This window comes from Salinicola salarius, from assembly GCF_003206135.1.
GTDB classification, from domain to species: Bacteria; Pseudomonadota; Gammaproteobacteria; order Pseudomonadales; family Halomonadaceae; genus Salinicola; species Salinicola salarius.
The window spans coordinates 90407-111832 of the sequence record NZ_PZJT01000013.1; the positions used below are offsets into that span (position 1 = coordinate 90407).

Consider the following 21426-nt stretch of genomic DNA (forward strand, 5'->3'; position numbering starts at 1 on the left):
AGCCCGGCCCGAGTCCGACGCCAACTCAACTCAGCGTGCCGTGGCACTGCTTGTATTTCTTGCCGGAACCGCAGGGGCACGGGTCGTTGCGCCCGACCTTGGGTCCTTCACGCCGTACCGGCTGAGTCTGGTCTTCACCGGACTCCGGGGCGGGCTCTTCTCCTTCGGCGGTCTGCTGCGCGGCGGCCACGGCATCTTCATGGACCGATTGACTGGCAGCCTTCTCGCGCTCCAGCGCCTCGCGACGCTGGCGCTCCAGGTCTTCGATCTCTTCCTGGCGACGCACCTGAACGTGGCTCAGGATACGCGTGACGTCGTGCTTGATGTTGTAAAGCAGCGACTGGAACAGCTCGAAGGCTTCGCGCTTGTACTCCTGCTTCGGGTTCTTCTGCGCATAACCCCGCAGGTGAATGCCGCGACGCAGATGATCCATCGACTGCAGATGTTCCTTCCAGCGAGTATCCAGCACCTGGAGCATCACCTGCTTCTCGAAACGACGCATCATGTCGGCGCCGATCGCCTCGACCTTGGCCACATACTGCCCACGATGCTGGTCCAGCAGACGCTGACGCAGCACTTCCTCGTTGAAGTTGTCGTCTTCTTCCGCCCACTGCACCAGCGGCAGATCGAGATTGAACTCCTGCTTGAGCTGATCCTGCAGCCCGGCCAGTTCCCACTGCTCCGGCAGGCTCTGCGGCGGCACGTAGTCGGAAATCGTCTGCTCGAGAACCTCGTCGCGGATGCTGGCGATGTTATCGGAAATCTCGTCGGCGGCGAGAATGTCGTCGCGCTGATCGTAGATGACTCGACGCTGATCGTTGGAGACGTCGTCGTACTCCAGCAGCTGCTTGCGAATGTCGAAGTTGCGTCCTTCGACCTTCTTCTGCGCGCGCTCGACGGCATTCGAAACCATCTTGTGCTCGATCGCCTCGCCCTCTTCGAGCCCCAGCGCGCCCATCAGACGCTGAACACGATCCGAACCGAACAGACGCATCAGGCTGTCTTCCAGCGACAGGAAGAAACGCGTCGAGCCGGGATCGCCCTGACGCCCCGCGCGGCCACGCAACTGGTTGTCGATACGACGAGACTCGTGACGCTCGGAGCCGATCACGTGCAGACCGCCGGCTTCGAGCACCGCGTCATGGCGCTGTTGCCATTCGGCCTTGATGGCCGCGATCTGTTCTTCGCTCGGGTTTTCGAGCTTGGCGACCTCGGCTTCCCAGTTGCCGCCAAGCATGATGTCGGTGCCACGGCCGGCCATGTTGGTGGCCAGGGTCACGGCGCCGGGGCGGCCGGCCTGAGCGATGATCTCGGCCTCGCTGTCGTGCTGCTTGGCGTTGAGCACGTTGTGCGGAATGTTCTTCGCCTGCATCAGCTTGGAGAGATATTCCGAGGTCTCGATCGAGGCGGTACCGACCAGCACCGGGCGGTTGGCCTCGCGCTGGGTGTTGACGTCCTCGATGATCGCGTTGAATTTCTCCTTGGCGCTGAGGTAGACCAGATCGTTCAGGTCCTGACGCGCCAGCGGCCGATTGGTCGGGATGACCAGCACGTCGAGCCCGTAGATGTGGTTGAACTCGAAGGCCTCGGTATCGGCGGTACCGGTCATCCCCGCCAGCTTCCCGTAGAGACGGAAGTAGTTCTGGAAGGTGGTGGAAGCCAGCGTCTGGCTCTCGCGCTGGATCGGCACGCCTTCCTTGGCCTCGACCGCCTGGTGCAGACCCTCCGACCAGCGCCGCCCCGGCATGGTACGGCCGGTGTGCTCGTCGACGATGACGACATTGCCGTCGGAGACGATGTAGTCGACGTCACGGTGATAGAGGCAGCGAGCGCGCAGCGCGGAATGGATATGCTGCAACAGGCCCAGATTCTGCACCGCGTAGAGCGAGTCCTCCGCCTTCAGCAATCCCGCTTCGCGCATCAGCTGCTCGACCTGCTGGTGCCCTTCTTCCGTCAGTTCGACCTGCTTCTGCTTCTCGTCGATCAGGAAGTCGCCGGTAGAGGGATCCTCCTCGTCGGTGCACTGCTTGAGTTGCTTCGAGAGCGCGTGAATCGTGCGGTAGAGTTCGACGTTCTCTTCGACGGGGCCGGAAATGATCAGTGGCGTACGCGCCTCGTCGATCAGGATCGAATCGACCTCATCGATGATCGCGTAGTACAGCGGCCGCTGAACCTTGTCCTGCAGCGAGAACGCCATGTTGTCGCGCAGGTAATCGAAGCCGTACTCGTTGTTGGTGCCGTAGGTGATGTCGCAGGCGTAGGCCCGACGCTTCTCTTCGTTGGGCTGCCCGGAAGCGATGACGCCGACGCTCAGACCGAGGAATTCGTAGAGCGGGCGCATCCAGTTGGCGTCGCGGCCGGCCAGATAGTCGTTGACCGTGACGACATGAACCCCCTTTCCGGGCAACGCATTGAAGTACACCGCGAGGGTGCCGACCAGGGTCTTGCCCTCGCCGGTCTTCATCTCCGCGATCCGGCCTTCATGCAGCGCCATGCCGCCGACCATCTGGACGTCGAAGTGGCGCATGCCCAAAACGCGCTTGCTCGCCTCGCGAACCGTGGCGAAAGCCTCCGGCAGCAGCGCATCGAGTTTCTCGCCATCGGCAAGGCGCTGGCGAAACTCGACCGTCTTGGCCTGGAGCGACGCGTCATCGAGCGCTTCGAAACTGGCTTCCAGGTCATTGATCGCCGCCACCTGCTTGCGCAGGCGCTTGACGTCACGATCGTTCTTGGAGCCGACCAATTTGTGTAGCAATCCGTTCAACATGATCCGTTTCCTGCCTGACTCTGTTCCTGCGTAGTACCAAGGCGACGATGCGACGAAAGGCCGGCATCGGCCACCGATAATATACGTGTCTGACGATGATCAGGCAGGGACGGGAGGACCACGACGGGAAATGACATCCAGCGCGGCGCTGGCGGCGATGAGAGGCGGGGAATAACCCGGTGACTGTATGAAGACAGCCGCCGCTTGCGGGTAGACGGGACGCTTGGCAGCAACACGAGCGACGCGTCGGGACTCGGCGCGAATGGCCTCCGGGGCCATCAGGTAGACCTGGGTGAGCCGCTCGGCCAGCCGCATGGCTTCGGCATGCATCAACCCGGCAGGCAGCAGGCAACCGACCAGCACACTGGCCAGCCACCAATGGGCTCGCTGCCGGGGGCGCCATACGGCACCACACTGACCGGACTGCGCTTTGGCCGAAGTCATGCTGTCGACGAACTCCGCGTCGTGATAGGTTTAGCGGGTCTATCCCCACTGCGTGCAAGCCGATGAGTATAAAGGCTAAGCGTTTGCGAGCCCAGCCCGTTTCCCGACTCCTGGAACAACCCGGCGGGTTGGGTGACGTCATGCGCATGGCGACGCTGATCGAACGTGCCCAGAATCACCTGAGACGCCAGCTACCGCCGGACGTGGCCGAACATCTTTATGTCGGTGGCTACCGCAACGGCGTGTTGACGCTGATCACCGACCGTGCCGCCTGGTTGACCTGGCTGCGCTACGAGCAGCCGCGCCTGCTCGGATTGCTGCACCAATTGCCGGGATTCGAGGCAGTCATGAAATTCTCGCTGAAGGTACGCCCGATCCGGCCGGTCAAGGCGATTCCGCGGCAGACACGGCACCTGTCACCGGCAGGTGCCGAGGCGCTCGCCCATTGTGCGGAAGGTCTGGAGGACTCACCGCTCAAGCGTTCGCTGAATCGGCTGGCTTCCCATGCCAATGCCGCCGTGGAGCCCGGCGACGATTTCTCTAACGACAGCTCCTCCAACGACAGTTCCTCTAAGGACGATTCCTCTAGCGACACCCCCTTCAGCGACGCCTCTTCCAGCGACGATCCCGCCTGACGGCAACGCCAATCCAGCCTCGACGACGCGAGCATTGCCCGGCTGGCTAATGCGGCTATCGGCGTCGATCAGACACAAAAACGCCGATCCTGGGATCGGCGTTTTCTCTATTTGGGCCCTGGCAATATCAGGTCGACATCATCAGATCGTCACGACGGCACTCGGTGCCGGTTCGCGTCAGGCCATTGCGGGCGCTGCATAGGAGATCGGTGCAGTCTGGGTCGCTTTTTCGAAGGTCACGATTTCGTATGCCTCCGGATGAGCGAGCAGCTCGCGGCAAAGCTGGTTGTTGAGGCCATGACCAGATTTGTAGCCTTTGAACTCGCCGATCAAGCTGTGACCCAACTGATACAGGTCGCCGATGGCGTCCAGCATCTTGTGCTTGACGAACTCATCGTCGTAGCGCAAGCCGTCCTGATTCACGATGCGATAATCGTCGACGACGATGGCGTTATCGAGGCTGCCGCCCAATGCCAGGTTCTGCGACCGCAGAAACTCCAGATCGCGCATGAAACCGAAGGTGCGAGCACGCGACACTTCCTTGACGAAGGAAGTGGTCGAGAAATCGACGCTGGCTGTCTGCTTCTGCTGCTCGAAGACGGGGTGATCGAAATCGATCGCGAAGCTGACCTTGAAGCCGTCGTGCGGCAGAAACGTCGCCTGCTTGCCGTCATCGTTGACGGTGACTTCGCGCTTGATGCGAATGAACTGCTTCGGCGCGGCCTGCTCGGCGATACCAGCAGACTGGATCAGAAACACGAACGGGCCTGCGCTGCCATCCATGATCGGCACTTCGGCCGCACTCAGCTCGACGTAGGCGTTATCGATTCCCAAACCGGCAAATGCCGACATCAGATGCTCGACCGTGGCGACCTTGACGCCATCCTTGGACAGCGCCGTACACAGATTGGTATCGGTCACGCTTTCTGCGTGCGCCGGAATATGTACCGCCGGATCGAGATCAGTACGCACGAACACGATACCCGTGTTGGGCATTGCGGGTCGCAGCGTCAGATACACTTTCTCCCCGGAGTGGAGGCCCACGCCTGTCGCGCGGATCGTGTTCTGCAACGTTCGTTGTTTGATCATGGGCATCGACCTGACAGTCAAATGGTTTGGAAACGGTGTTCACTATAACACCAAACCACCGCTTCACCAACCTTATCGACGTTACAGAATGATGACGGGCAGTTTAAATCGCTATCAATCCGCCTGACGACGCAGGAACGCCGGAATGTCCAGATAGTCATCCATGTCGGACGTCTTGCGCTTTTCCTGCTGCGACTTCTTGGCCGCCGCTTCCTGCTCGGCGCGTGCCGCCTGCTGGCGCATGACCGCCGGCTGCTGAAGCTTGCGATAATCGGTCGTTTCCGGGCGGGAAGCCACCGATTCACGCGGGATCGCCTTCTCTTTCTGCGCATCCAGCCCTGCAGCAACCACTGTCACCCTCAACTCGTCGGACATTTCCATGTCGATGGAAGTGCCGACCACGATGGTCGCATCCTGGGAGGCGAACTCCTGAACCGTGGCGCCGACGTCGTTGAACTCGCCGATGGACAGATCCGGCCCCGCCGTGATGTTGACCAGGATACCGCGTGCACCGTGCAGATCGATGTCTTCGAGCAGCGGGCTGCGAATGGCCTTCTCGGCGGCTTCGCGGGCACGGTTTTCGCCGGTCGCGGCGCCGGTGCCCATCATCGCCATGCCCATTTCCGACATCACCGTGCGCACGTCGGCAAAGTCGACGTTGATGATGCCCGGGCTGGTGATCAGCTCGGCGATACCCTGAACGGCACCCAACAGGACGTCATTGGCGGCACTGAACGCCGTCAGCAGGCTGGCATTCTTGCCCAGTACGGACAGCAGTTTCTCGTTGGGGATGGTGATCAGGGAGTCGACGTACTCGGACAGCTCCTTCATGCCCTCTTCCGCCGCGCGCATGCGCTTCGGCCCCTCGAACGGGAAAGGACGTGTCACGACAGCAACGGTCAGAATACCCAGTTCCTTGGCGACCTGAGCGACGACAGGCGCCCCGCCCGTGCCGGTGCCGCCGCCCATGCCGGCAGTGATGAAAACCATGTCCGCACCTTGGAGCATATCCGCGATGCGATCGCGATCTTCCATCGCCGCCTGACGTCCGACATCCGGATTCGCCCCCGCTCCCAGTCCCTTGGTGATCTCGCCACCCAGTTGGAGAACGGTCTTGGCCGCTACACGCTTGAGCGCCTGGGCATCGGTGTTGGCGCAGATGAACTCGACGCCTTCGATGTTACTCTCGACCATGTGGTTGACGGCATTACCGCCGCCGCCGCCGACACCGATGACCTTGATGACTGCACTACTAGAAGGTGCATTATCTACTAGTTCGAACATTGCCCCGTCTCCAAGACCGCGCTTGCGGCCTGTCAGAAATTTCCTTTAAACCAGCCTTTGAGTCGCTCCAGCGCCGAAACCTCTTCCCTGGTTCCGCGCCGGGGAAGTGAGTCTTCCCGTTGAGGCTGGGCTGATACTGCGCGAGAGTGCTTGGCGTCTTTCATACCGTAGAGTAGCAAACCTACCCCGGTCGAATAAATCGGGTTGCGTACTACGTCCGCCAAGCCGCGGACATTGTACGGACAAGCGATACGGACCGGCATGTGAAATATTTCCTCTGCCAGTTCGACGACCCCCTCCATCCGGGACGTGCCCCCCGTCAACACGATCCCGGCTGCCACCAGATCCTCGTAGCCGCTGCGACGCAATTCTTCGCGCACCAGCGTGAAGAGCTCCTCGTAGCGGGGCTCGACGACTTCCGCCAGCGCCTGGCGGGAGAGATCCCGTGCCGGTCGGTCTCCGACGCTGGGAACCTTGATCATCTCGTCGCTGCTCGCCAGCTGGGTCAGCGCGCAGGCATACTTGACCTTGATCTCTTCGGCGTACTGAGTCGGAGTGCGCAGCGCCATGGCGATATCGTTGGTCACCTGATCGCCGGCGATGGGGATCACCGCGGTATGGCGAATGGCGCCTTCGGTGAAGACCGCGATGTCCGTCGTACCGCCGCCGATGTCGACCATGCAGACACCGAGTTCACGCTCGTCTTCGGTCAGCACCGCGTGGCTGGAAGCCAGTTGTTCGAGGATGATGTCGTCGACTTCCAGGCCACAGCGTCGCACGCACTTTTCGATGTTCTGAACGGCATTCATCGCCGCCGTCACCAGATGCACGCGGGCCTCGAGACGCACCCCGGACATGCCCAGAGGCTCGCGGATGCCCTCCTGGGTGTCGATCGCGAACTCCTGGGGAATGACGTGAAGCACCCGCTGGCCTTCGGAAATGGCCCGGGCACGGGCAGAGTCGATGACGCGGTCGATGTCTGCAGGCGCGACTTCGCGCTCCTTGATCGCCACGACACCATCGGAATTCATGGAGCTGATATGGCTACCGGCGATACCGACATACACAGAGTGGATATCGCAGCCTGCCATCAGTTCGGCTTCTTCAACGGCGCGCTGAATCGACTGAACGGTTGATTCGATATTGATCACGACACCCTTCTTCATGCCACGAGAAGGATGCGAACCAATCCCGGCAATTTCCAACCCGCCATCATCAGTGGGCTGCCCCACGATGGCGACCACCTTGGATGTTCCGATATCCAGCCCGACCACCATATTGGAAGCGTTGGATTGTCCTGCCATAGGTCGGGGTCGCTCCTCAAACTTCACCGATAAACCGGATAGAAATGGGCCAATAAAGAGTCGGGCTTATTATAGGAACAAGACGACCTTTTTCACCAGCCCATCGCGAAAACAAAAGCCACAGTAAGCCCTTTTTCATTAAAAAGGAAATAAGGAAGAAGCCTTACCGCTATTTAAGTCGCGCCGACATGGCGGAATACATAGGCTGACATGGCGGAACACATAGATAGCCGAGGCCAAGAATGGCGTCCGGCGTATAAATGCCGGTCGCCGCCGGGCCTGCTTCCTTGCCGATGAGGAAAGCCGAGAGGCCGTCAACTGCGGGGCTCGATTGAGATTAGCTGCCAATGATTTCCATGCTAATCACTGGGGACCGTAGCCGTTTCACCATGCCTTGCCACCGAAACGCCATTGGGATAACGAAGATCTATGTAGCGAATCTGCGACGCCTCTTTACCCAACTGTCGCTTCCATGCGGCAATAAAACGAGCCAATCTCGCATCCAGATCTGCACGCCCGAGAATGATCCAAACGCCATCATTGATTTGAAAGCGCCAGGCACCGCGTGGTTCCAGTCTCAATTGCGTGATGGAAACCCCCAGGCCCGATAGCGCGCGACGCAGTGAGTCATAGTAACCGAGCACTTCCCGCCCCGACCCGGCGGGACCGCCAAGATCGGGCAGGCGACGACCGAAATCGCTCACCGGCCCAGGCGAAAAAGGCTGTCCCCGCGTATTGAGCAGGAGTTCATCGTTCCAGCGCGCAACCGGATCCTGTTCGTAAAGCACGAACCGCAAGGTATTGGGCCATTCCCGTGAAACGGTGACCTCGCGCAGCCATCCGATCTCGCGCGCTTCGTCACGCAGGTCGGACAACGACAGGGAAAGCCAGGTATGACCGCGCACCAGCGGCGCCAACTCCTTCTGCAGGTAGCTCGCACTCACATAATTCAAGTCGCCACTGATCGACACGCGAGCGATGGGCTTGTCCAGCCACAACCACAGCGCTCTGCCGCCGGCGCCGATGAGCACCACGATCATGAGCACGCCGAGCAGCGTTCCCCGCGCACTGGAATTCATGACGCCCGCCCCACCCTCGAGCTGCCATGAAGCCGCTCGACGGCTCCGAACCTCTTCGCCAGACGCGCACCTTTGGACAGGATCGCCACACTCAAAGGACCACCTCGTCGAGTCTCAGCGCACTGTGTGCCAGCGCCTGCGCAATGCCACCGATATCGCCGGCGCCCTGAGTGATCAGGATGTCCCCGGGGCGCAGCACCCGCGCGAGAATATCCGGCAGGGCCGATTTTTTCTCGATGAACAGCGGGTCGACCTGGCCGCGCTGGCGAATCGATCCCGCCAGCATCTTGCCTTCGGCACCCGGAATAGGCGCTTCCCCAGCGCTATACACGTCGAGCAGCAATAGCGTATCGACCCCGGAAAGCACCCGGACGAAATCTTCATAAAGGTCGCGAGTGCGGGTATAGCGGTGCGGCTGATAGACCATCACCAGACGTCGTTGCGGCCAGCCGGCACGCACCGCACGGATGACCATCTCCACCTCCCGCGGATGATGGCCGTAGTCGTCGACCAGCATCACCTCGCCACCCTGCGGAAGCGGGTAGTGACCATGGACCTGGAACCGTCGGCCAACCCCTCCGAACGATGCCAGCCCCTTGACGATATCGTCGTCGCTGACACCGGCATCGGTAGCGACGGCAATCGCGGCGAGAGCGTTCAAGGCGTTATGGGTGCCGGGCATGGCCAGCGTGATGGCCAGCGGCTCGAATCCCTCGGGTCGTTCGGCGACGAACCGGATGACGCCGGCCGTCTGCTGGAAATCCCGCACGCGGAAATCGGCCTCTTCACTGAAGCCGTAGGTCACGAACTGGCGCTGAACCTGGGGCAGCAATTCACGCACGTGATCGTCGTCGAGGCACAGCACGGCGCGACCGTAGAATGGCAGATTGTGCAGGAACTCGATGAAGGTCGTCTTCAATCGCGTGAAGTCGCCATCGTAGGTCGCCATGTGGTCGGCGTCGATATTGGTGACGATCGCCGTCATCGGCTGCAGGTGCAGAAAGGACGCATCCGATTCATCGGCCTCGGCAACCAGAAAGTCGCCGGATCCCAACCGCGCATTGGTACCCGCGCTGGTCAGCTTGCCGCCGATCACGAAGGTGGGATCGAGTCCCGCCTCGGCGAACAGCGTCGACAGCAGGCTCGTGGTCGTGGTCTTGCCGTGGGTGCCGGCGACCGCGATGCCGTGACGAAAGCGCATCAACTCGGCCAGCATTTCGGCGCGCCGCACCACCGGCACGCGACGCTCGCGCGCCCACTGGATTTCCGGATTGGTCGGATCCACCGCCGTCGATACCACGATGACATCGGCCCCTTCGGCATTGACCGCCGCATGGCCGATGGCCACCCGAATGCCGCACTCGCGCAGATGATGAGTAACGGTCGACTCGCGCAGGTCACTGCCGCTGACCTCGTAGCCTTCGTTGACCAGGACTTCGGCGATGCCGCACATGCCAGCGCCGCCGATCCCGACGAAATGAATGCCTCGAATACGTCGCATGCCGAGATGCGAGCGCACGGGACGCGTCTGAATGCTATCGTTCAAAACCGATCTCCATGCAGCCGTCGACAAGACGTTCGACGGCATCGAGGTGAGCCACCCGGCGTGCCTGGCTCGCCATCCGCGCCAGCACGTCCGGCTGCAAAAGTGACTCGAGCGCCGCCTGCAAACGTTCAGGGGTGAGCTCGGCCTGCTGTATCAATTGCGCGCCGCCGGCCTCGACCAGATGACGCGCATTATGTGTCTGATGATCATCCACCGCGTGGGGGAAAGGCACCAGCAAGGAAGGCTTGGCCGCCGCCGAGAGCTCGGCGATGGTAAGCGCGCCGGCCCTGCACACGATGAGATCCGCCCAGTCGTACGCGGCAGCCATGTCATCGATGAAAGCGCTGACCTCTGCCTCGACACCCGCCGTGCGGTAGCCTTCTCGCGTGACGTCGTCCTTGTCGCGCCCGGCCTGATGACGAACCTGCGGGCGACGCGAGGCGTCCAGCGCCGACAGTGCAATCGGCAGCTTCTGATTGAGCGACTGCGCGCCCAGCGACCCGCCAAGCACCAGCAGCCGCAAGGCGCGGCCATTCATCTGCGCCGCCGTTCTGGGGTGCTCGCCCAGCGTTGCGATATCCGCACGCACCGGATTGCCGACCACCTCGGCCTTTCCGTCGGGGAAAGCGCCGGGAAACGCCGCGTAGACCCTGGTCGCCAGACGCGCCAGCGACCGGTTGGTCAACCCCGCAATGGCGTTCTGCTCGTGAACGACCAGCGGCTTGCCGGCCAGGCGTGCCGCCAACCCGCCGGGGCCGCTGGCGAACCCGCCCAGACCGACCACCAGTTGAGGGTCGAAGCGCCGGATCACCTGACGCGACTGCCGAATGGCTCGCGTCAGCCGCCACGGAATCGACAGCCAGCCGGCCAGGCCGTTGCCCCGCAGACCGGCCACGTCGATCCGGTTCAGCGCGATACCGGCCTCGGGAACGAGACGGTTTTCGATTCCCCTTGGGCTACCCAGCCATTCCACCGCCACGCCGCGCTCGATCAGTGCCTTGGCCAGCGACAACGCCGGCACGACATGCCCGCCCGTGCCGCCAGCCATGATCAGTACACGTTTCAATTCGCTCATAGAGTCGGCTCCACCGCTTCGCTCGTGGGCTTGGCCTCGCCGCTTTCCGTCGCGGGCTTCGGCCGACGCTGCAGCCGCCTGACCTCCACGTCGACGCGGAACAGAATCGCCATCATGATCCCGCTGATGATGAGGCTCGAGCCACCGTAACTCAGCAGTGGCAGCGTCAGCCCCTTGGTCGGCAACATGCCGGAACTGACCGAGATGTTGATGAAGGCCTGCGCACCGATGACGAGCGCGATGCCGTAGCAGAGATAGGCCGCGAACGGAATGCCGGCCAGCTCCGCCTTGCGCCCGATGCGAAAGGCGCGGAATACCAGCAGCGCGAACAGCAGGATCACGCCCACGGCGCCGAACAGCCCCAGTTCCTCGGCCAGCACCGCGAACACGAAGTCGGTATGCGCCTCGGGCAGGTAGAACAGCTTCTGGACACTGTTACCCAGCCCCAGGCCGAACCAGTGGCCACGACCGAAGGCGATCAGCGCCTGCGTCAGCTGGTAACCGGTGTTGTACTGATCCGCCCAGGGATTGGCGAAGCTGGTGATACGCTGCAAGCGATAGGGCTCCGCCACCGCCAGCATGACCGCGCCCGACCCGACGACGATCAGGATCAGCAGGAACCGCCACAGCGGCGCCCCCGACAGCAGCAGCATCCCCATGACACAGCCAGTCAACACCACGACGGCACCGTAGTCGGGCTCGAGAATCAGCAGAAAACCGATCAACGCCATTACCGCCAGCGGGCGCATGAACGCCCCCCAGCTTCGGCGTACCTCGGGCAGGTAGCGCTCGAGATAGCCGGCGATATAGACGATCAGGCATAGCTTGGCGACTTCCGACGCCTGGACATTGATGATGCCGAGCGAAATCCAGCGCCGACTACCGTTGATTTCGCGGCCGACGACCAGGACCACGAACAGCAGCAGCAGCGCCATGATCAACATCAACGGCCCTTTCTGGCGCCACCAGTCCAGTGGCAGACGCACGGCAAACAGCCCCACCCCGATCGACGCGAGCACGAAAATGCCATGTCGGATGCTGAAGTAGTAAGGGTTGCCGGTCAGGCTCGCGGCGATTTCGGTGGAAGCGGAAGTCACCATCACCCAGCCGATCAACATCAACGAAAGCGTCGCCAGCAGCAGCCAGCCATCGAATGCCTGATGCCGCGTGGTCAGTCGCTCCTGCGAGGTCTTCAACATCGCCTTCAGCATGCGGCTTCCTGCCCTGGTTCGAGCGGTCCTTGATCAAGAAAGGCGCGAAAAGCCTCGCCACGCGCCAGATAGTTGGGGAACTGATCGAGACTGGCGCAGGCCGGCGACAGCAGCACGCAGTCTCCTGCCTCGGCGATCGAGGCCGCCCGCTGCATGGCCTCGACCAGGGTATCGACGCGATGAGTCGCCACCTGTGGCGCCAATGCCGCCACCAGCTGCGGCGCATCCTGGCCGAAGACGATCGCCTCGCGGGCGTGTCGGGCCAGCGGCGCGGCCAGCGGCGTGAAATCCGCCCCCTTGCCGACGCCGCCCCCCAGCCAGATCAGCTTTCCGGCCAAGGTCTCGCCCAGACCGGCGATGGCCGCCAGCGTCGCGCCCACGTTAGTGCCTTTGGAATCGTTGATCCAGCGAACGCCGCCGCGCTCGGCGACTATCTCGCCGCGGTGCGGCAGCCCGGCAAAGTGCCCCAGTACCTGGCGCATGACCGCCAGCGGCAGCCCGATGACATGCCCGATTGCCATTGCGGCCAGTGCGTTGGCCTGATTGTGACGCCCCGCCAGCCGCAGCTCGCTGACCGGCATCAACGGCTGCTCGCCGTGGCACAGCCACTCGCCTGCCTCGAGAGGCGAGATGCCCCACGTGTCGCCCGTGGGTTGCTTCGTCGTGAAGCGCTCGCAGGGTATCGACGTATCCTCCGGCCAGGTCGCCTCGTCTTCGGCATTGACCACGACGTGCCTGGCCTTGTCGAAGATTCGCGACTTGGCTTGCCGGTAGCCGGCCATGTCGCCATGCCGATCAAGGTGATCGACGGACAGGTTGAGAAAGGCGGCGCACACCGCGCCCAGCCCCTCGAGCGTCTCCAGCTGGAAACTCGACAGCTCCAGCACGAACAGGTCGGCATCGAGATGATCGATCAGCAGATCGAGCGCAGCGTCGCCCAGGTTGCCTCCCACGGCGACCCGCCTGCCGGCCTGCCGCGCCATGTCGCCAACCAGCGTGGTCACCGTGGACTTGGCGTTCGACCCGGTAATGGCGATTATCGGCGCCTTGCAGTGGCGTGCGAACAGCGCGATCTCGCCGATGACGCGATCCCTCACCGCGGCCAGCCCGGACTTCTGCAGATCCACGCCGGGACTGACGACGATCTCGGCGAACACCTGCAGATCCAGCGCCTCGAGACCGCCCAGATGGATCTCGACCGTCGGGAACGCCTCACGGAAGGCCTCGATGCCCGGCGGTGCGGTGCGGGTATCGGCCACCACGAAGCGCTCCCCCCGATGCTGCAGAAAGCGGGCGATCGCGCGGCCGGAGATCCCCAGCCCGACGACCAGCCAGGGAGCCCCATCTCGATGATGAGGTTCCGGCGAGCGTTGGGTTGACGGGGTGGAATGCACGGAATCGCTCATGGCATCAACGCAGCTTCAAAGTCGCCAGGCCCAGCAGGACCAGCATGACGGTAACGATCCAGAAGCGCACGATCACTCGCGGCTCCGGCCAGCCCTTGAGCTCGAAGTGGTGATGCAAGGGCGCCATGCGGAAGATGCGACGCCCGGTCAGCTTGTAGGAGCCGACCTGGAGAATGACGGAGATTGTTTCCATGACGAAGACGCCGCCCATGATGAACAGCACGATCTCCTGGCGCACGATGACCGCGACGATACCCAGCGCGGCACCCAGCGCCAGCGCACCGACGTCGCCCATGAAGACCTGAGCGGGGTAAGTGTTGAACCACAGAAACCCGAGCCCCGCGCCGGCGATGGTGCCGCAGAATACCGCCAGCTCACCCGCACCCGGCACTTCGGGAATATGCAGGTAGTTGGCGAAAACGGCGTTGCCGCTGGCATAGGCGAAGACCGCCAGACCCATGGCAACGAGCACGGTCGGCATGATCGCCAGACCATCGAGGCCGTCGGTGAGATTGACCGCGTTGGAGCTACCGACGATGACCAGATAGCTCAGCACGATGTAGAACAGGCCCAGCGGAATCACCACATCCTTGAACAGCGGCACGATCAGGCTGGTCTCGACCGGGCTCGCCGCGGTGAAATAGAGAACCAGCGAAGCGCCGAGGCCGATCACCGACTGCCAGAAATATTTCCAGCGCGCCGGCAGCCCGCGAGGATTCTTTTCCACTACCTTGCGAAAGTCGTCGACCCAGCCGATGGCGCCGAACCCCAGCGTGACGGCCAGCACCACCCAGACGTAGTGATTGGTCAGGTCGCCCCAGAGCAGCGTGCTGACGGCGATGGAGATAAGGATCATGGCACCGCCCATGGTCGGCGTACCCGCCTTGGACAGGTGCGACTGGGGGCCGTCGTCGCGCACGGCCTGGCCGATCTGGCGCTCGACCAGACGACGAATCATCTGCGGCCCCATCCACAGGCTCAGAAACAGTGCGGTCAGCGTCCCCAGGATCATGCGCAGGGTCAGATACCCGAACACATTGAAAGCACTTTGGAAATGGGTCAGCAGTTCAGCCAGAAAAAGCAGCATGAGTCGAATTCACCTTGAGGCATCATCACGCAGTGCGGCGACGAGTCGTTCCATGCCGGCGCTGCGCGATCCCTTGACCAGCACGCTGGCCCGGGAAGGAAGCTGATCCTGGGCAAAACGCTCGAGCGCTGCCCAGTCATCGAAATGATGGCCTTCGTGACCGAAGGCCTCGGATGCGGCACGTGCGGGTTCACCATACGTGCCCAGAAAATCGAGTCCGAGATCGCGGGCCGAACGGCCGACCTCGGCGTGCAGGCGCTCGCTATCCTCGCCCAGTTCCCCCATCGCGCCGAGAAAACACCAGCGCGGCGACGGCAACGACGACAACGCCTCCAGCGCCGCTCGCATCGCGCCGGGGTTGGCATTGTAGGTGTCGTCGATCACGCAGCTGCCGCGAATGCCGTCGACCACCTGCATTCGCCCCGCCATGCTGCGGCAGGCTTCGAGCCCGGCCGCGATCTCCGCTGCGCCGAAACCCAGCGCATGCGTGGCCGCCGCCGCCGCCAGCGCATTGCGTACGTTGTGCCGGCCCATCAGCGAAAGCCCGACGCGTACCGACGCCTCGCCCGGCAGGCAAAGCGTGAAAGCATAACGCCCGGCCGGGTCGCAGACCAGATCACGAGCAGTGACACTGGCGCCAGCCTCGATACCGTAGTCCTTGATACCGTAGTCCTTGATACCGTAGTCCTCGAGACCGTAGTCGACGACCCGGGCGCGCCCGGCCAGCGCCCGCCAGACGGGAAAATAGGCTTCGTCCCGATCGAGAACGGCGCAACCGTCGCTGGAGAGACCCGCCAGGATTTCCCCCTTGGCCTGGGCAATCTGTCCCATGCCGCCGAACTCGCCGACATGCGCGCCCGTGACGTTGGTGATGATCGCCACCTGCGGCTTGGCCAGCGCCGTGGTCCAGGCGATTTCCCCCAGATGGTTGGCGCCCAGTTCGATCGCCGCATAGCGATGCTCGGCGGCAAGCTCGAGCAGTGTCAACGGTGCGCCGATGTCATTGTTCAGATTGCCGCGCGTGGCCAGCGTCGGCGCCCGCCGACCCAGTATCGAGGCCAGCATCTCCTTGACCGTGGTCTTGCCGCTGTTGCCGGTGACCGCGATCAGCTGTCCGTCCCAGTCGAGCCGATGCGCGCGGGCCAGCAGACCCAGCGCCAGACGCGTGTCGGGCACGACGATCTGTGCCAGCGAGTCGGCTACCGGATGGTCGACGACGGCGCCGACCGCCCCTTTTTCCCGCGCCTGAGCCAGAAATTCATGGGCATCGAACCGCTCCCCCCGCAGTGCGACCAGCAGATCGCCGGGGCGGAGCGCTCGCGTATCGGTGACGATTCGCGTGACCGCGGCATCTGCTCCTTCGAAAGGCGCACCGAGCCGCGCGGCGATGGTGCTCAACACCTCGCTCATGCGGTTTTCCCCTTTACCTGGCATAGCGCCGTCGCGATGTCGATATCGCTGAACGGGTGGCGCACGCCGTCGATCTCCTGATAATCCTCGTGGCCCTTGCCGGCAATCAGCACGATGTCGTCGGCGCCGGCAGCGTCGATGACCCGCTCGATCGCCTGCCGCCGGCCATCGATAGACCAGGCCGTCGCTTGCGCCGAAGGTGACAGGCCGGCCACGATCTGGTCACGAATGCGGCTCGGATCTTCGCTGCGCGGGTTGTCGTCGGTGACGACGATTCGATCGGCGAGCGTTTCGGCCAAGGCGGCCATCAACGGACGCTTGCCGCTGTCGCGATCGCCGCCACAGCCGAACACGCACCAGAGCTTGCCGCCTTCCCTGCTCGGCAGATGTGCGCGCAGTGCCGAGAGCGCATTCTCCAATGCATCGGGGGTATGGGCGTAATCGACCACCACGACAGGCCCGCCGGCATCGGCCACTCTCGGCAGCCGCTGCATGCGCCCCGGCACCGGCTGGAGCCGGGACGCGGCTTGCCACAGCGAATCCAGCGGGTAGCCCAGCCCGTAGAGCGTGGCGATCGCCGACAGCGCATTGTCGAGGTTGAAACGTCCCATCAGCGGCAATTCGAGAACGCCCTCGTTCTCCGGCGTCGCGACGATGGCGCGCAATCCGCCGGGCAGCGCCTCGCAATCGACGACCCGCAAGGTCGTCGCCTCGTTGCTACCGGTGGCCAATACCCGGACGCCTTCCGGCAACCCCGCCAGCATCAGTCGTGCGAGCGGGTCGTCGCCATTGACGACCGCCAGCTTCAGCCCGTCGCGCTTGAACAGCCTGGCTTTCGCCGCCGCGTAAGCCGCCATGCTGCCGTGATAATCGAGATGATCGCGGCTCAGGTTGGTGAAGACCGCGGTATCGATTCGGGTATCGCCCAGCCGCTCCTGCGCCAGTGCATGCGACGACACCTCCATCGCCACGACTTCGATGCCCTCGCTCGCCAGTTCGCCGAGCATCTGTTGCAGCGCCAGCGGCCCCGGCGTGGTCTGCAATGCGGAACGTACCGCGCCGGGCCGGCCATAACCCAGCGTACCGATGACCCCGGCCGGCGTACCGAGCGCCTCCAGCAACGCGGCGATATAGTGAGTCACCGAACTCTTGCCGTTGGTGCCGGTGACACCGATCAGTTTCAACGAATCCGGCACCGCAAACAGCCGGCGACCGAGGGCCGCCAGCTGCCGCGTCAAACCCGGCAGCGCAAGAACCCGTTCGTCATCCGACCATTGCGGATCGAGCCCATCGGCCTCGCACAGCACGCCCGCGACACCGGCTCCAAGCGCATCGGCGATGAATTGTCGCCCGTCCGCGCTGACGCCCGGCACCGCCAGGAACAAATCGCCCTCCTGCAGTTGCCGACTGTCCAGGCACAGCGTCGAATCGACCGAGGCGGGAAGCCAGGAAGTCAACCGCTCGGGGCGAGCGATCTCGGGCCAGAGCGAGGCCAGCGCGTCGGCGAGTCTTGCGGTATCGGTCTTCATGGGTTGGACTCCTGTTCCGCCGCGCCGGATGGCGCATCGGGAGGCACGTCGAGCAGCCGCAAGGCGTTACCGACGACACGACTGAACACAGGGGCGGCGACCAGGCCACCGTAGTAGTCACCCTTCTTGGGATTGTCGATCATCACCACCGTGACGATACGCGGATTGGAAGCCGGGGCAATACCGGCAAAAAGCCCGCGATACTCGACTTCCTGATAGCCCGTGCTGGTTACCTTGCGCACCGTGCCGGTCTTGCCGGCAATCTGGTAGCCCGGCACCATCGCCAGATGTCCACCCGCGTTGGGCTGGACGATCTTTTCCATCATCGCCAGCAACTCATGGGCGATACGCGGCGACATTACCTGCTCGCTATCCGGGTCGCCATTGAGTTTGAGCAGCGATGGAGACAACCGCTTGCCATCGTTGGCGATGGCCGTATACGCGCTCGCCAGTTGCAACGGCGTCACGGCGACGCCGTAGCCGTAAGCCATCGCCGCCTGGGCGCTACGCGGCAGATTGATCGTGGAGGGCAGGCTACCGCTGTTTTCACCGGGGAAGCCGGTTCCGGGCGACTGCCCCAGGCCCAGTTCGCGATAGCGATTCCAGATGGCATCCTGGGGCAGCGACAACGCGATGTGAGACATGCCGATATTCGATGAGTGCAGCAGGATTCCCGCCGGCGTCAGCTTGCCGTAGTTGCGGAAGTCCCGGATGGTGTAGCCATCCACCACCATCCAGCCCGGCGAGGTGTCGATGATGCTCTCCGGCGAAAATTGATCGGAAGCCAGGGCTGCCGACATGGCCAGCGGCTTCATCACCGAACCGGGCTCGATGGCGTCGGTAATCGCCTGATTGCGCAATCCGCGCACATCGACATCGCTGCGGTTGTTGGGGTTGTAGGATGGCAAGTTCGCCATCGCCAGCACCTCGCCGGTCCGCGCATCCAGCATGACCAGCGAACCACCGTCGGCGTCGTTCTTGCGAACCCCCGCTGCCAGTTCGCGATAAGCCATGTACTGCAGGCGCAGATCGATCGACAGCGAGAGATCACCGCCCGGCTTGGCTTCCTCGATCAGATGCAGATCCCGAACCAGCCGCCCTTTGCGATCCTTGAGCACACGTCGCTTGCCGGGCTGGCCGGTGAGATAGCGGTTGTAGGCGAGCTCGAGCCCTTCCTGCCCCTTGTCGTCGACATTGGTCACGCCGACGAGCTGTGCCGCCACTTCTCCCGCCGGATAGTAGCGCTTGTATTCGTCGCGGGCGTAGACGCCGGGCATCTGCAGGTCGAGAACCGGCTTGGCTGCGGCCGGCGTGAGCTGGCGCCGCAGATACATGAATTCATGATCCGAGTAACGCGAGATGCGATCGGCCAGTTGGCCGGGATCCACCTTGAGCGCCTTCGCCAGCAGCGTCTGCTGGATAGGATCCTGGGGCAGTTCCTGCGGATTGGCCCAGAGCGTGATGACCGGCGTCGAGATCGCCAGGGGGTCGCCGTTGCGATCGCTGATCATTCCGCGATGCGCCCCGATGGACTCGACGCGCAGCGTGCGGGCGTCGCCCTGGTTCTGGAGGAAACTGCGGTCGATTACCTGGAGATAGACGACGCGGCCCACGAGGGCGGATAGCGCCACCAGGATGATGAACAACATGAACCAGTAGCGCCCCGCCCCCAACGGGGCGTCCGCTCGGCGTCGCCTGTCCGTGGCAGCGCGTCTTGTCGCACTCATGGATGAATCACCTTCACTTCATCGACACTCGGTACGCGCATGTTCAGACGCTTGCTGGCCAGCGACTCGATACGTGCCGGTGACGACCAGGTACTCTCCTCGAGCAGCAGGCGCCCCCACTCCGTCTGCAGGGAATCCCGCTGATTCTCCAGCTTCTGCAGCCGTGCATACTGCACCCGGGTCAAATGAGACGTGCTGATGATGGCCAGCGCCGTCACCAGCACCGCGATGGTCACGATGCCGAGCAGTGTGCCGCGGAACCCCGGACGGCGGGCGAACGGCCAGTCACCGGTCTCCAACAGGCTGCGTCGTCGTCCTTGAACGGCCATGTTGCTCCTTATCTCGACTTCTCGACGGCAGGCCCCAGCTTCTCGGCGATGCGCATGACCGCACTGCGCGCACGGGGGTTCGCATCGACCTCGCTGTCGCTGGCACGCATTGCCTTGCCTACCGGCTTGAGCCGCTTGTCGAGTTGATCCTCGCGAATGGGCATGCCGCGGGGCAAATGCGTATCCCCGCGAGACTGATCGCGAATGAAACGTTTGACCAGCCGATCTTCCAGCGAATGAAAACTGATCACCACCAGCCGACCTCCAGGCGCCAGCGCATCCAGCGCGACGGCCAGGGCGCGTTCCAGCTGGCCCAGTTCGTCATTGAGATGGATGCGAATGGCCTGGAAGACGCGAGTTGCAGGATGCTTGCCCTTTTCCCAGGCAGGATGCGCCGCCTTGACGATCTCGGCGAGCTGATGGGTCCGTTCGATCGGGGCCTCGCGACGCGCCGCGACGATGGCCCGCGCGATTCGCTTGGCGAAGCGCTCTTCCCCGTAGGTCTTGAAGACACGCGCCATCTCCTGATCGTCGGTGCGCGCGATCCATTCGGCAGCGCCAATGCCCGAGGTCGGGTCCATGCGCATGTCCAGCGGGCCATCCCGCAGGAAGCTGAAGCCGCGCTCGGGGTCGTCCAACTGGGGTGAAGAAACACCGACATCGAGAAGAATGCCGTTCAAACGGCCATGGACACCGCACGCCTCGGCATGACGGTCCAGTTCGCCAAACACGCCGCGACATACCGTCAGCCGCGGATCGTCGATCTCGGCGGCAACCGCCAGCGCGGCAGGATCGCGGTCGATCGCGATCAGGCGCCCACTCTCGTCGAGACGGGAGAGAATCGCTCGAGAGTGGCCACCACGGCCGAAAGTGCCATCGAGATAGACACCGGTGGGGGACTGCACCAACGCATCCACGGCTCCGTCGAGCAGCACGCTGGTATGGCGAAAATCGGCGCGATTCGCCGCACCGCCTTGGGGTGCTTCTGGAGCGTTGTCGCGGTGCTGCATGAAGATCTCGGTATCGAACGGCGGAAATCGAAGAGGGAGCCGGCCGATAAGCCGGGTTCTGTCTAAGACAGTCATTCATCTAGGAAACGCGTCGCCACGTTTCTCAAGCAACCTACCCGGATCCAGCGCGGGCCGCGCCAAAGGATCCCTATTTGGTCTTGCTCCAGGTGGGGTTTACCGTGCCACGCACTGTTACCAGGCGCGCGGTGCGCTCTTACCGCACCCTTTCACCCTTACCGGCAGCGAATCGCTGCTTAGGCGGTCTACTCTCTGCTGCACTAGCCGTCGGCTTGCGCCGCCCAGGCGTTACCTGGCACCTTGCCCTATGGAGCCCGGACTTTCCTCCCCCGGCAATGCCGGCGGCGACTGTCTGGCCGACTCCCAAGCGCGCAAGAATAGCAGCCCCCCGTGACCCTCTCAAGACAGCATTGCCGCGTTGAGCGAAAGCCGTTGCCATCGGCACGAAAACGTCGCGTAATGCCGACACTTGCAGC

17 protein-coding genes and 1 other RNA gene are annotated in these 21426 nt (G+C 63.2%); 1 reads left to right on the forward strand and 17 read right to left on the reverse strand.

Going from position 1 to position 21426, the window contains the following annotated elements; genetic code table 11:
• Positions 1-25: 25 nt before the first annotated feature.
• Positions 26-2767 (reverse strand): preprotein translocase subunit SecA, encoded by a 2742-nt coding sequence (gene secA / locus DOM32_RS13065; RefSeq protein ID WP_110635172.1) that lies wholly within the window; start codon positions 2765-2767, stop codon positions 26-28.
• Positions 2768-2866: 99 nt separating this feature from the next.
• On the reverse strand, positions 2867-3211 hold the full coding sequence (locus DOM32_RS18125) for a hypothetical protein (protein WP_071232861.1): 345 nt from the start codon (positions 3209-3211) through the stop codon (positions 2867-2869).
• A 62-nt stretch (positions 3212-3273) separates the two neighbouring features.
• Here DOM32_RS18125 and DOM32_RS13075 point away from each other — a divergent pair, with 62 nt between their 5' ends.
• Positions 3274-3846, forward strand: coding sequence for a DciA family protein (locus DOM32_RS13075; protein WP_110635175.1), 573 nt, complete (start codon positions 3274-3276; stop codon positions 3844-3846).
• Between the two features lie 177 nt (positions 3847-4023).
• Here the strand turns inward: DOM32_RS13075 and lpxC are convergent, their stop codons facing one another.
• The 15 genes from lpxC to rnpB form a co-directional block, all read right to left on the reverse strand.
• A complete protein-coding gene (gene lpxC, locus DOM32_RS13080) occupies positions 4024-4935 on the reverse strand; it encodes a UDP-3-O-acyl-N-acetylglucosamine deacetylase (RefSeq protein WP_110635178.1) in 912 nt (303 codons plus the stop codon).
• A 114-nt stretch (positions 4936-5049) separates the two neighbouring features.
• Entirely contained in the window at positions 5050-6219 is a 1170-nt protein-coding gene (gene ftsZ, locus DOM32_RS13085) for a cell division protein FtsZ (protein ID WP_071232864.1), read from the reverse strand.
• 32 nt (positions 6220-6251) lie between these two features.
• Positions 6252-7523 (reverse strand): cell division protein FtsA, encoded by a 1272-nt coding sequence (gene ftsA / locus DOM32_RS13090; protein WP_071232865.1) that lies wholly within the window; start codon positions 7521-7523, stop codon positions 6252-6254.
• Between the two features lie 359 nt (positions 7524-7882).
• Positions 7883-8602, reverse strand: a complete 720-nt coding sequence (locus tag DOM32_RS13095) for a cell division protein FtsQ/DivIB (RefSeq protein ID WP_071232866.1) — start codon at positions 8600-8602, stop codon at positions 7883-7885.
• 91 nt (positions 8603-8693) lie between these two features.
• The gene (gene murC / locus DOM32_RS13100) at positions 8694-10103 is read right to left on the reverse strand and encodes a UDP-N-acetylmuramate--L-alanine ligase (protein WP_244179927.1); all 1410 of its coding nucleotides are present in this window, start codon (positions 10101-10103) and stop codon (positions 8694-8696) included.
• Between the two features lie 34 nt (positions 10104-10137).
• Complete coding sequence (gene murG / locus DOM32_RS13105) at positions 10138-11223, reverse strand: undecaprenyldiphospho-muramoylpentapeptide beta-N-acetylglucosaminyltransferase (protein WP_110635183.1); 1086 nt, start codon at positions 11221-11223, stop codon at positions 10138-10140.
• Positions 11220-12434: a putative lipid II flippase FtsW gene (ftsW, locus tag DOM32_RS13110; RefSeq protein WP_244179920.1), complete on the reverse strand. Its 1215-nt coding sequence runs from the start codon at positions 12432-12434 to the stop codon at positions 11220-11222. Before ftsW ends, murG begins: the two co-directional genes overlap by 4 nt.
• On the reverse strand, positions 12428-13840 hold the full coding sequence (gene murD / locus DOM32_RS13115; protein ID WP_110635186.1) for a UDP-N-acetylmuramoyl-L-alanine--D-glutamate ligase: 1413 nt from the start codon (positions 13838-13840) through the stop codon (positions 12428-12430). Before murD ends, ftsW begins: the two co-directional genes overlap by 7 nt.
• 4 nt (positions 13841-13844) lie before the next feature.
• Positions 13845-14927 carry a phospho-N-acetylmuramoyl-pentapeptide-transferase gene (gene mraY, locus DOM32_RS13120; protein WP_110635189.1) on the reverse strand — a complete coding sequence of 361 codons (1083 nt, stop codon included), beginning with the start codon at positions 14925-14927 and terminating at the stop codon, positions 13845-13847.
• A gap of 9 nt (positions 14928-14936) precedes the next feature.
• Positions 14937-16337 carry a UDP-N-acetylmuramoyl-tripeptide--D-alanyl-D-alanine ligase gene (locus tag DOM32_RS13125; protein WP_244179921.1) on the reverse strand — a complete coding sequence of 467 codons (1401 nt, stop codon included), beginning with the start codon at positions 16335-16337 and terminating at the stop codon, positions 14937-14939.
• Entirely contained in the window at positions 16334-17866 is a 1533-nt protein-coding gene (locus DOM32_RS13130; RefSeq protein WP_110635195.1) for a UDP-N-acetylmuramoyl-L-alanyl-D-glutamate--2,6-diaminopimelate ligase, read from the reverse strand. Before DOM32_RS13130 ends, DOM32_RS13125 begins: the two co-directional genes overlap by 4 nt.
• On the reverse strand, positions 17863-19593 hold the full coding sequence (locus DOM32_RS13135; RefSeq protein ID WP_110635198.1) for a peptidoglycan D,D-transpeptidase FtsI family protein: 1731 nt from the start codon (positions 19591-19593) through the stop codon (positions 17863-17865). The genes DOM32_RS13130 and DOM32_RS13135 overlap by 4 nt, the downstream gene beginning before the upstream one ends.
• Positions 19590-19922, reverse strand: a complete 333-nt coding sequence (gene ftsL / locus DOM32_RS13140; RefSeq protein WP_071232873.1) for a cell division protein FtsL — start codon at positions 19920-19922, stop codon at positions 19590-19592. Before ftsL ends, DOM32_RS13135 begins: the two co-directional genes overlap by 4 nt.
• 8 nt (positions 19923-19930) lie before the next feature.
• Entirely contained in the window at positions 19931-20932 is a 1002-nt protein-coding gene (gene rsmH, locus DOM32_RS13145) for a 16S rRNA (cytosine(1402)-N(4))-methyltransferase RsmH (protein WP_110635200.1), read from the reverse strand.
• A 31-nt stretch (positions 20933-20963) separates the two neighbouring features.
• Positions 20964-21314, reverse strand: an RNA gene (gene rnpB / locus DOM32_RS13150) — RNase P RNA component class A.
• Positions 21315-21426 lie beyond the last annotated feature (112 nt).

Coding starts and splice junctions, on each gene's coding strand:
- secA (WP_110635172.1), bottom strand. CDS start 2,767: ATGTTGAACGGATTGCTACACAAATTGGTCGGCTCCAAGAACGATCGT.
- DOM32_RS18125 (WP_071232861.1), bottom strand. CDS start 3,211: ATGACTTCGGCCAAAGCGCAGTCCGGTCAGTGTGGTGCCGTATGGCGC.
- DOM32_RS13075 (WP_110635175.1), top strand. CDS start 3,274: ATGAGTATAAAGGCTAAGCGTTTGCGAGCCCAGCCCGTTTCCCGACTC.
- lpxC (WP_110635178.1), bottom strand. CDS start 4,935: ATGATCAAACAACGAACGTTGCAGAACACGATCCGCGCGACAGGCGTG.
- ftsZ (WP_071232864.1), bottom strand. CDS start 6,219: ATGTTCGAACTAGTAGATAATGCACCTTCTAGTAGTGCAGTCATCAAG.
- ftsA (WP_071232865.1), bottom strand. CDS start 7,523: ATGGCAGGACAATCCAACGCTTCCAATATGGTGGTCGGGCTGGATATC.
- DOM32_RS13095 (WP_071232866.1), bottom strand. CDS start 8,602: ATGAATTCCAGTGCGCGGGGAACGCTGCTCGGCGTGCTCATGATCGTG.
- murC (WP_244179927.1), bottom strand. CDS start 10,103: ATGCGACGTATTCGAGGCATTCATTTCGTCGGGATCGGCGGCGCTGGC.
- murG (WP_110635183.1), bottom strand. CDS start 11,223: ATGAGCGAATTGAAACGTGTACTGATCATGGCTGGCGGCACGGGCGGG.
- ftsW (WP_244179920.1), bottom strand. CDS start 12,434: ATGCTGAAGGCGATGTTGAAGACCTCGCAGGAGCGACTGACCACGCGG.
- murD (WP_110635186.1), bottom strand. CDS start 13,840: ATGAGCGATTCCGTGCATTCCACCCCGTCAACCCAACGCTCGCCGGAA.
- mraY (WP_110635189.1), bottom strand. CDS start 14,927: ATGCTGCTTTTTCTGGCTGAACTGCTGACCCATTTCCAAAGTGCTTTC.
- DOM32_RS13125 (WP_244179921.1), bottom strand. CDS start 16,337: ATGAGCGAGGTGTTGAGCACCATCGCCGCGCGGCTCGGTGCGCCTTTC.
- DOM32_RS13130 (WP_110635195.1), bottom strand. CDS start 17,866: ATGAAGACCGATACCGCAAGACTCGCCGACGCGCTGGCCTCGCTCTGG.
- DOM32_RS13135 (WP_110635198.1), bottom strand. CDS start 19,593: ATGAGTGCGACAAGACGCGCTGCCACGGACAGGCGACGCCGAGCGGAC.
- ftsL (WP_071232873.1), bottom strand. CDS start 19,922: ATGGCCGTTCAAGGACGACGACGCAGCCTGTTGGAGACCGGTGACTGG.
- rsmH (WP_110635200.1), bottom strand. CDS start 20,932: ATGCAGCACCGCGACAACGCTCCAGAAGCACCCCAAGGCGGTGCGGCG.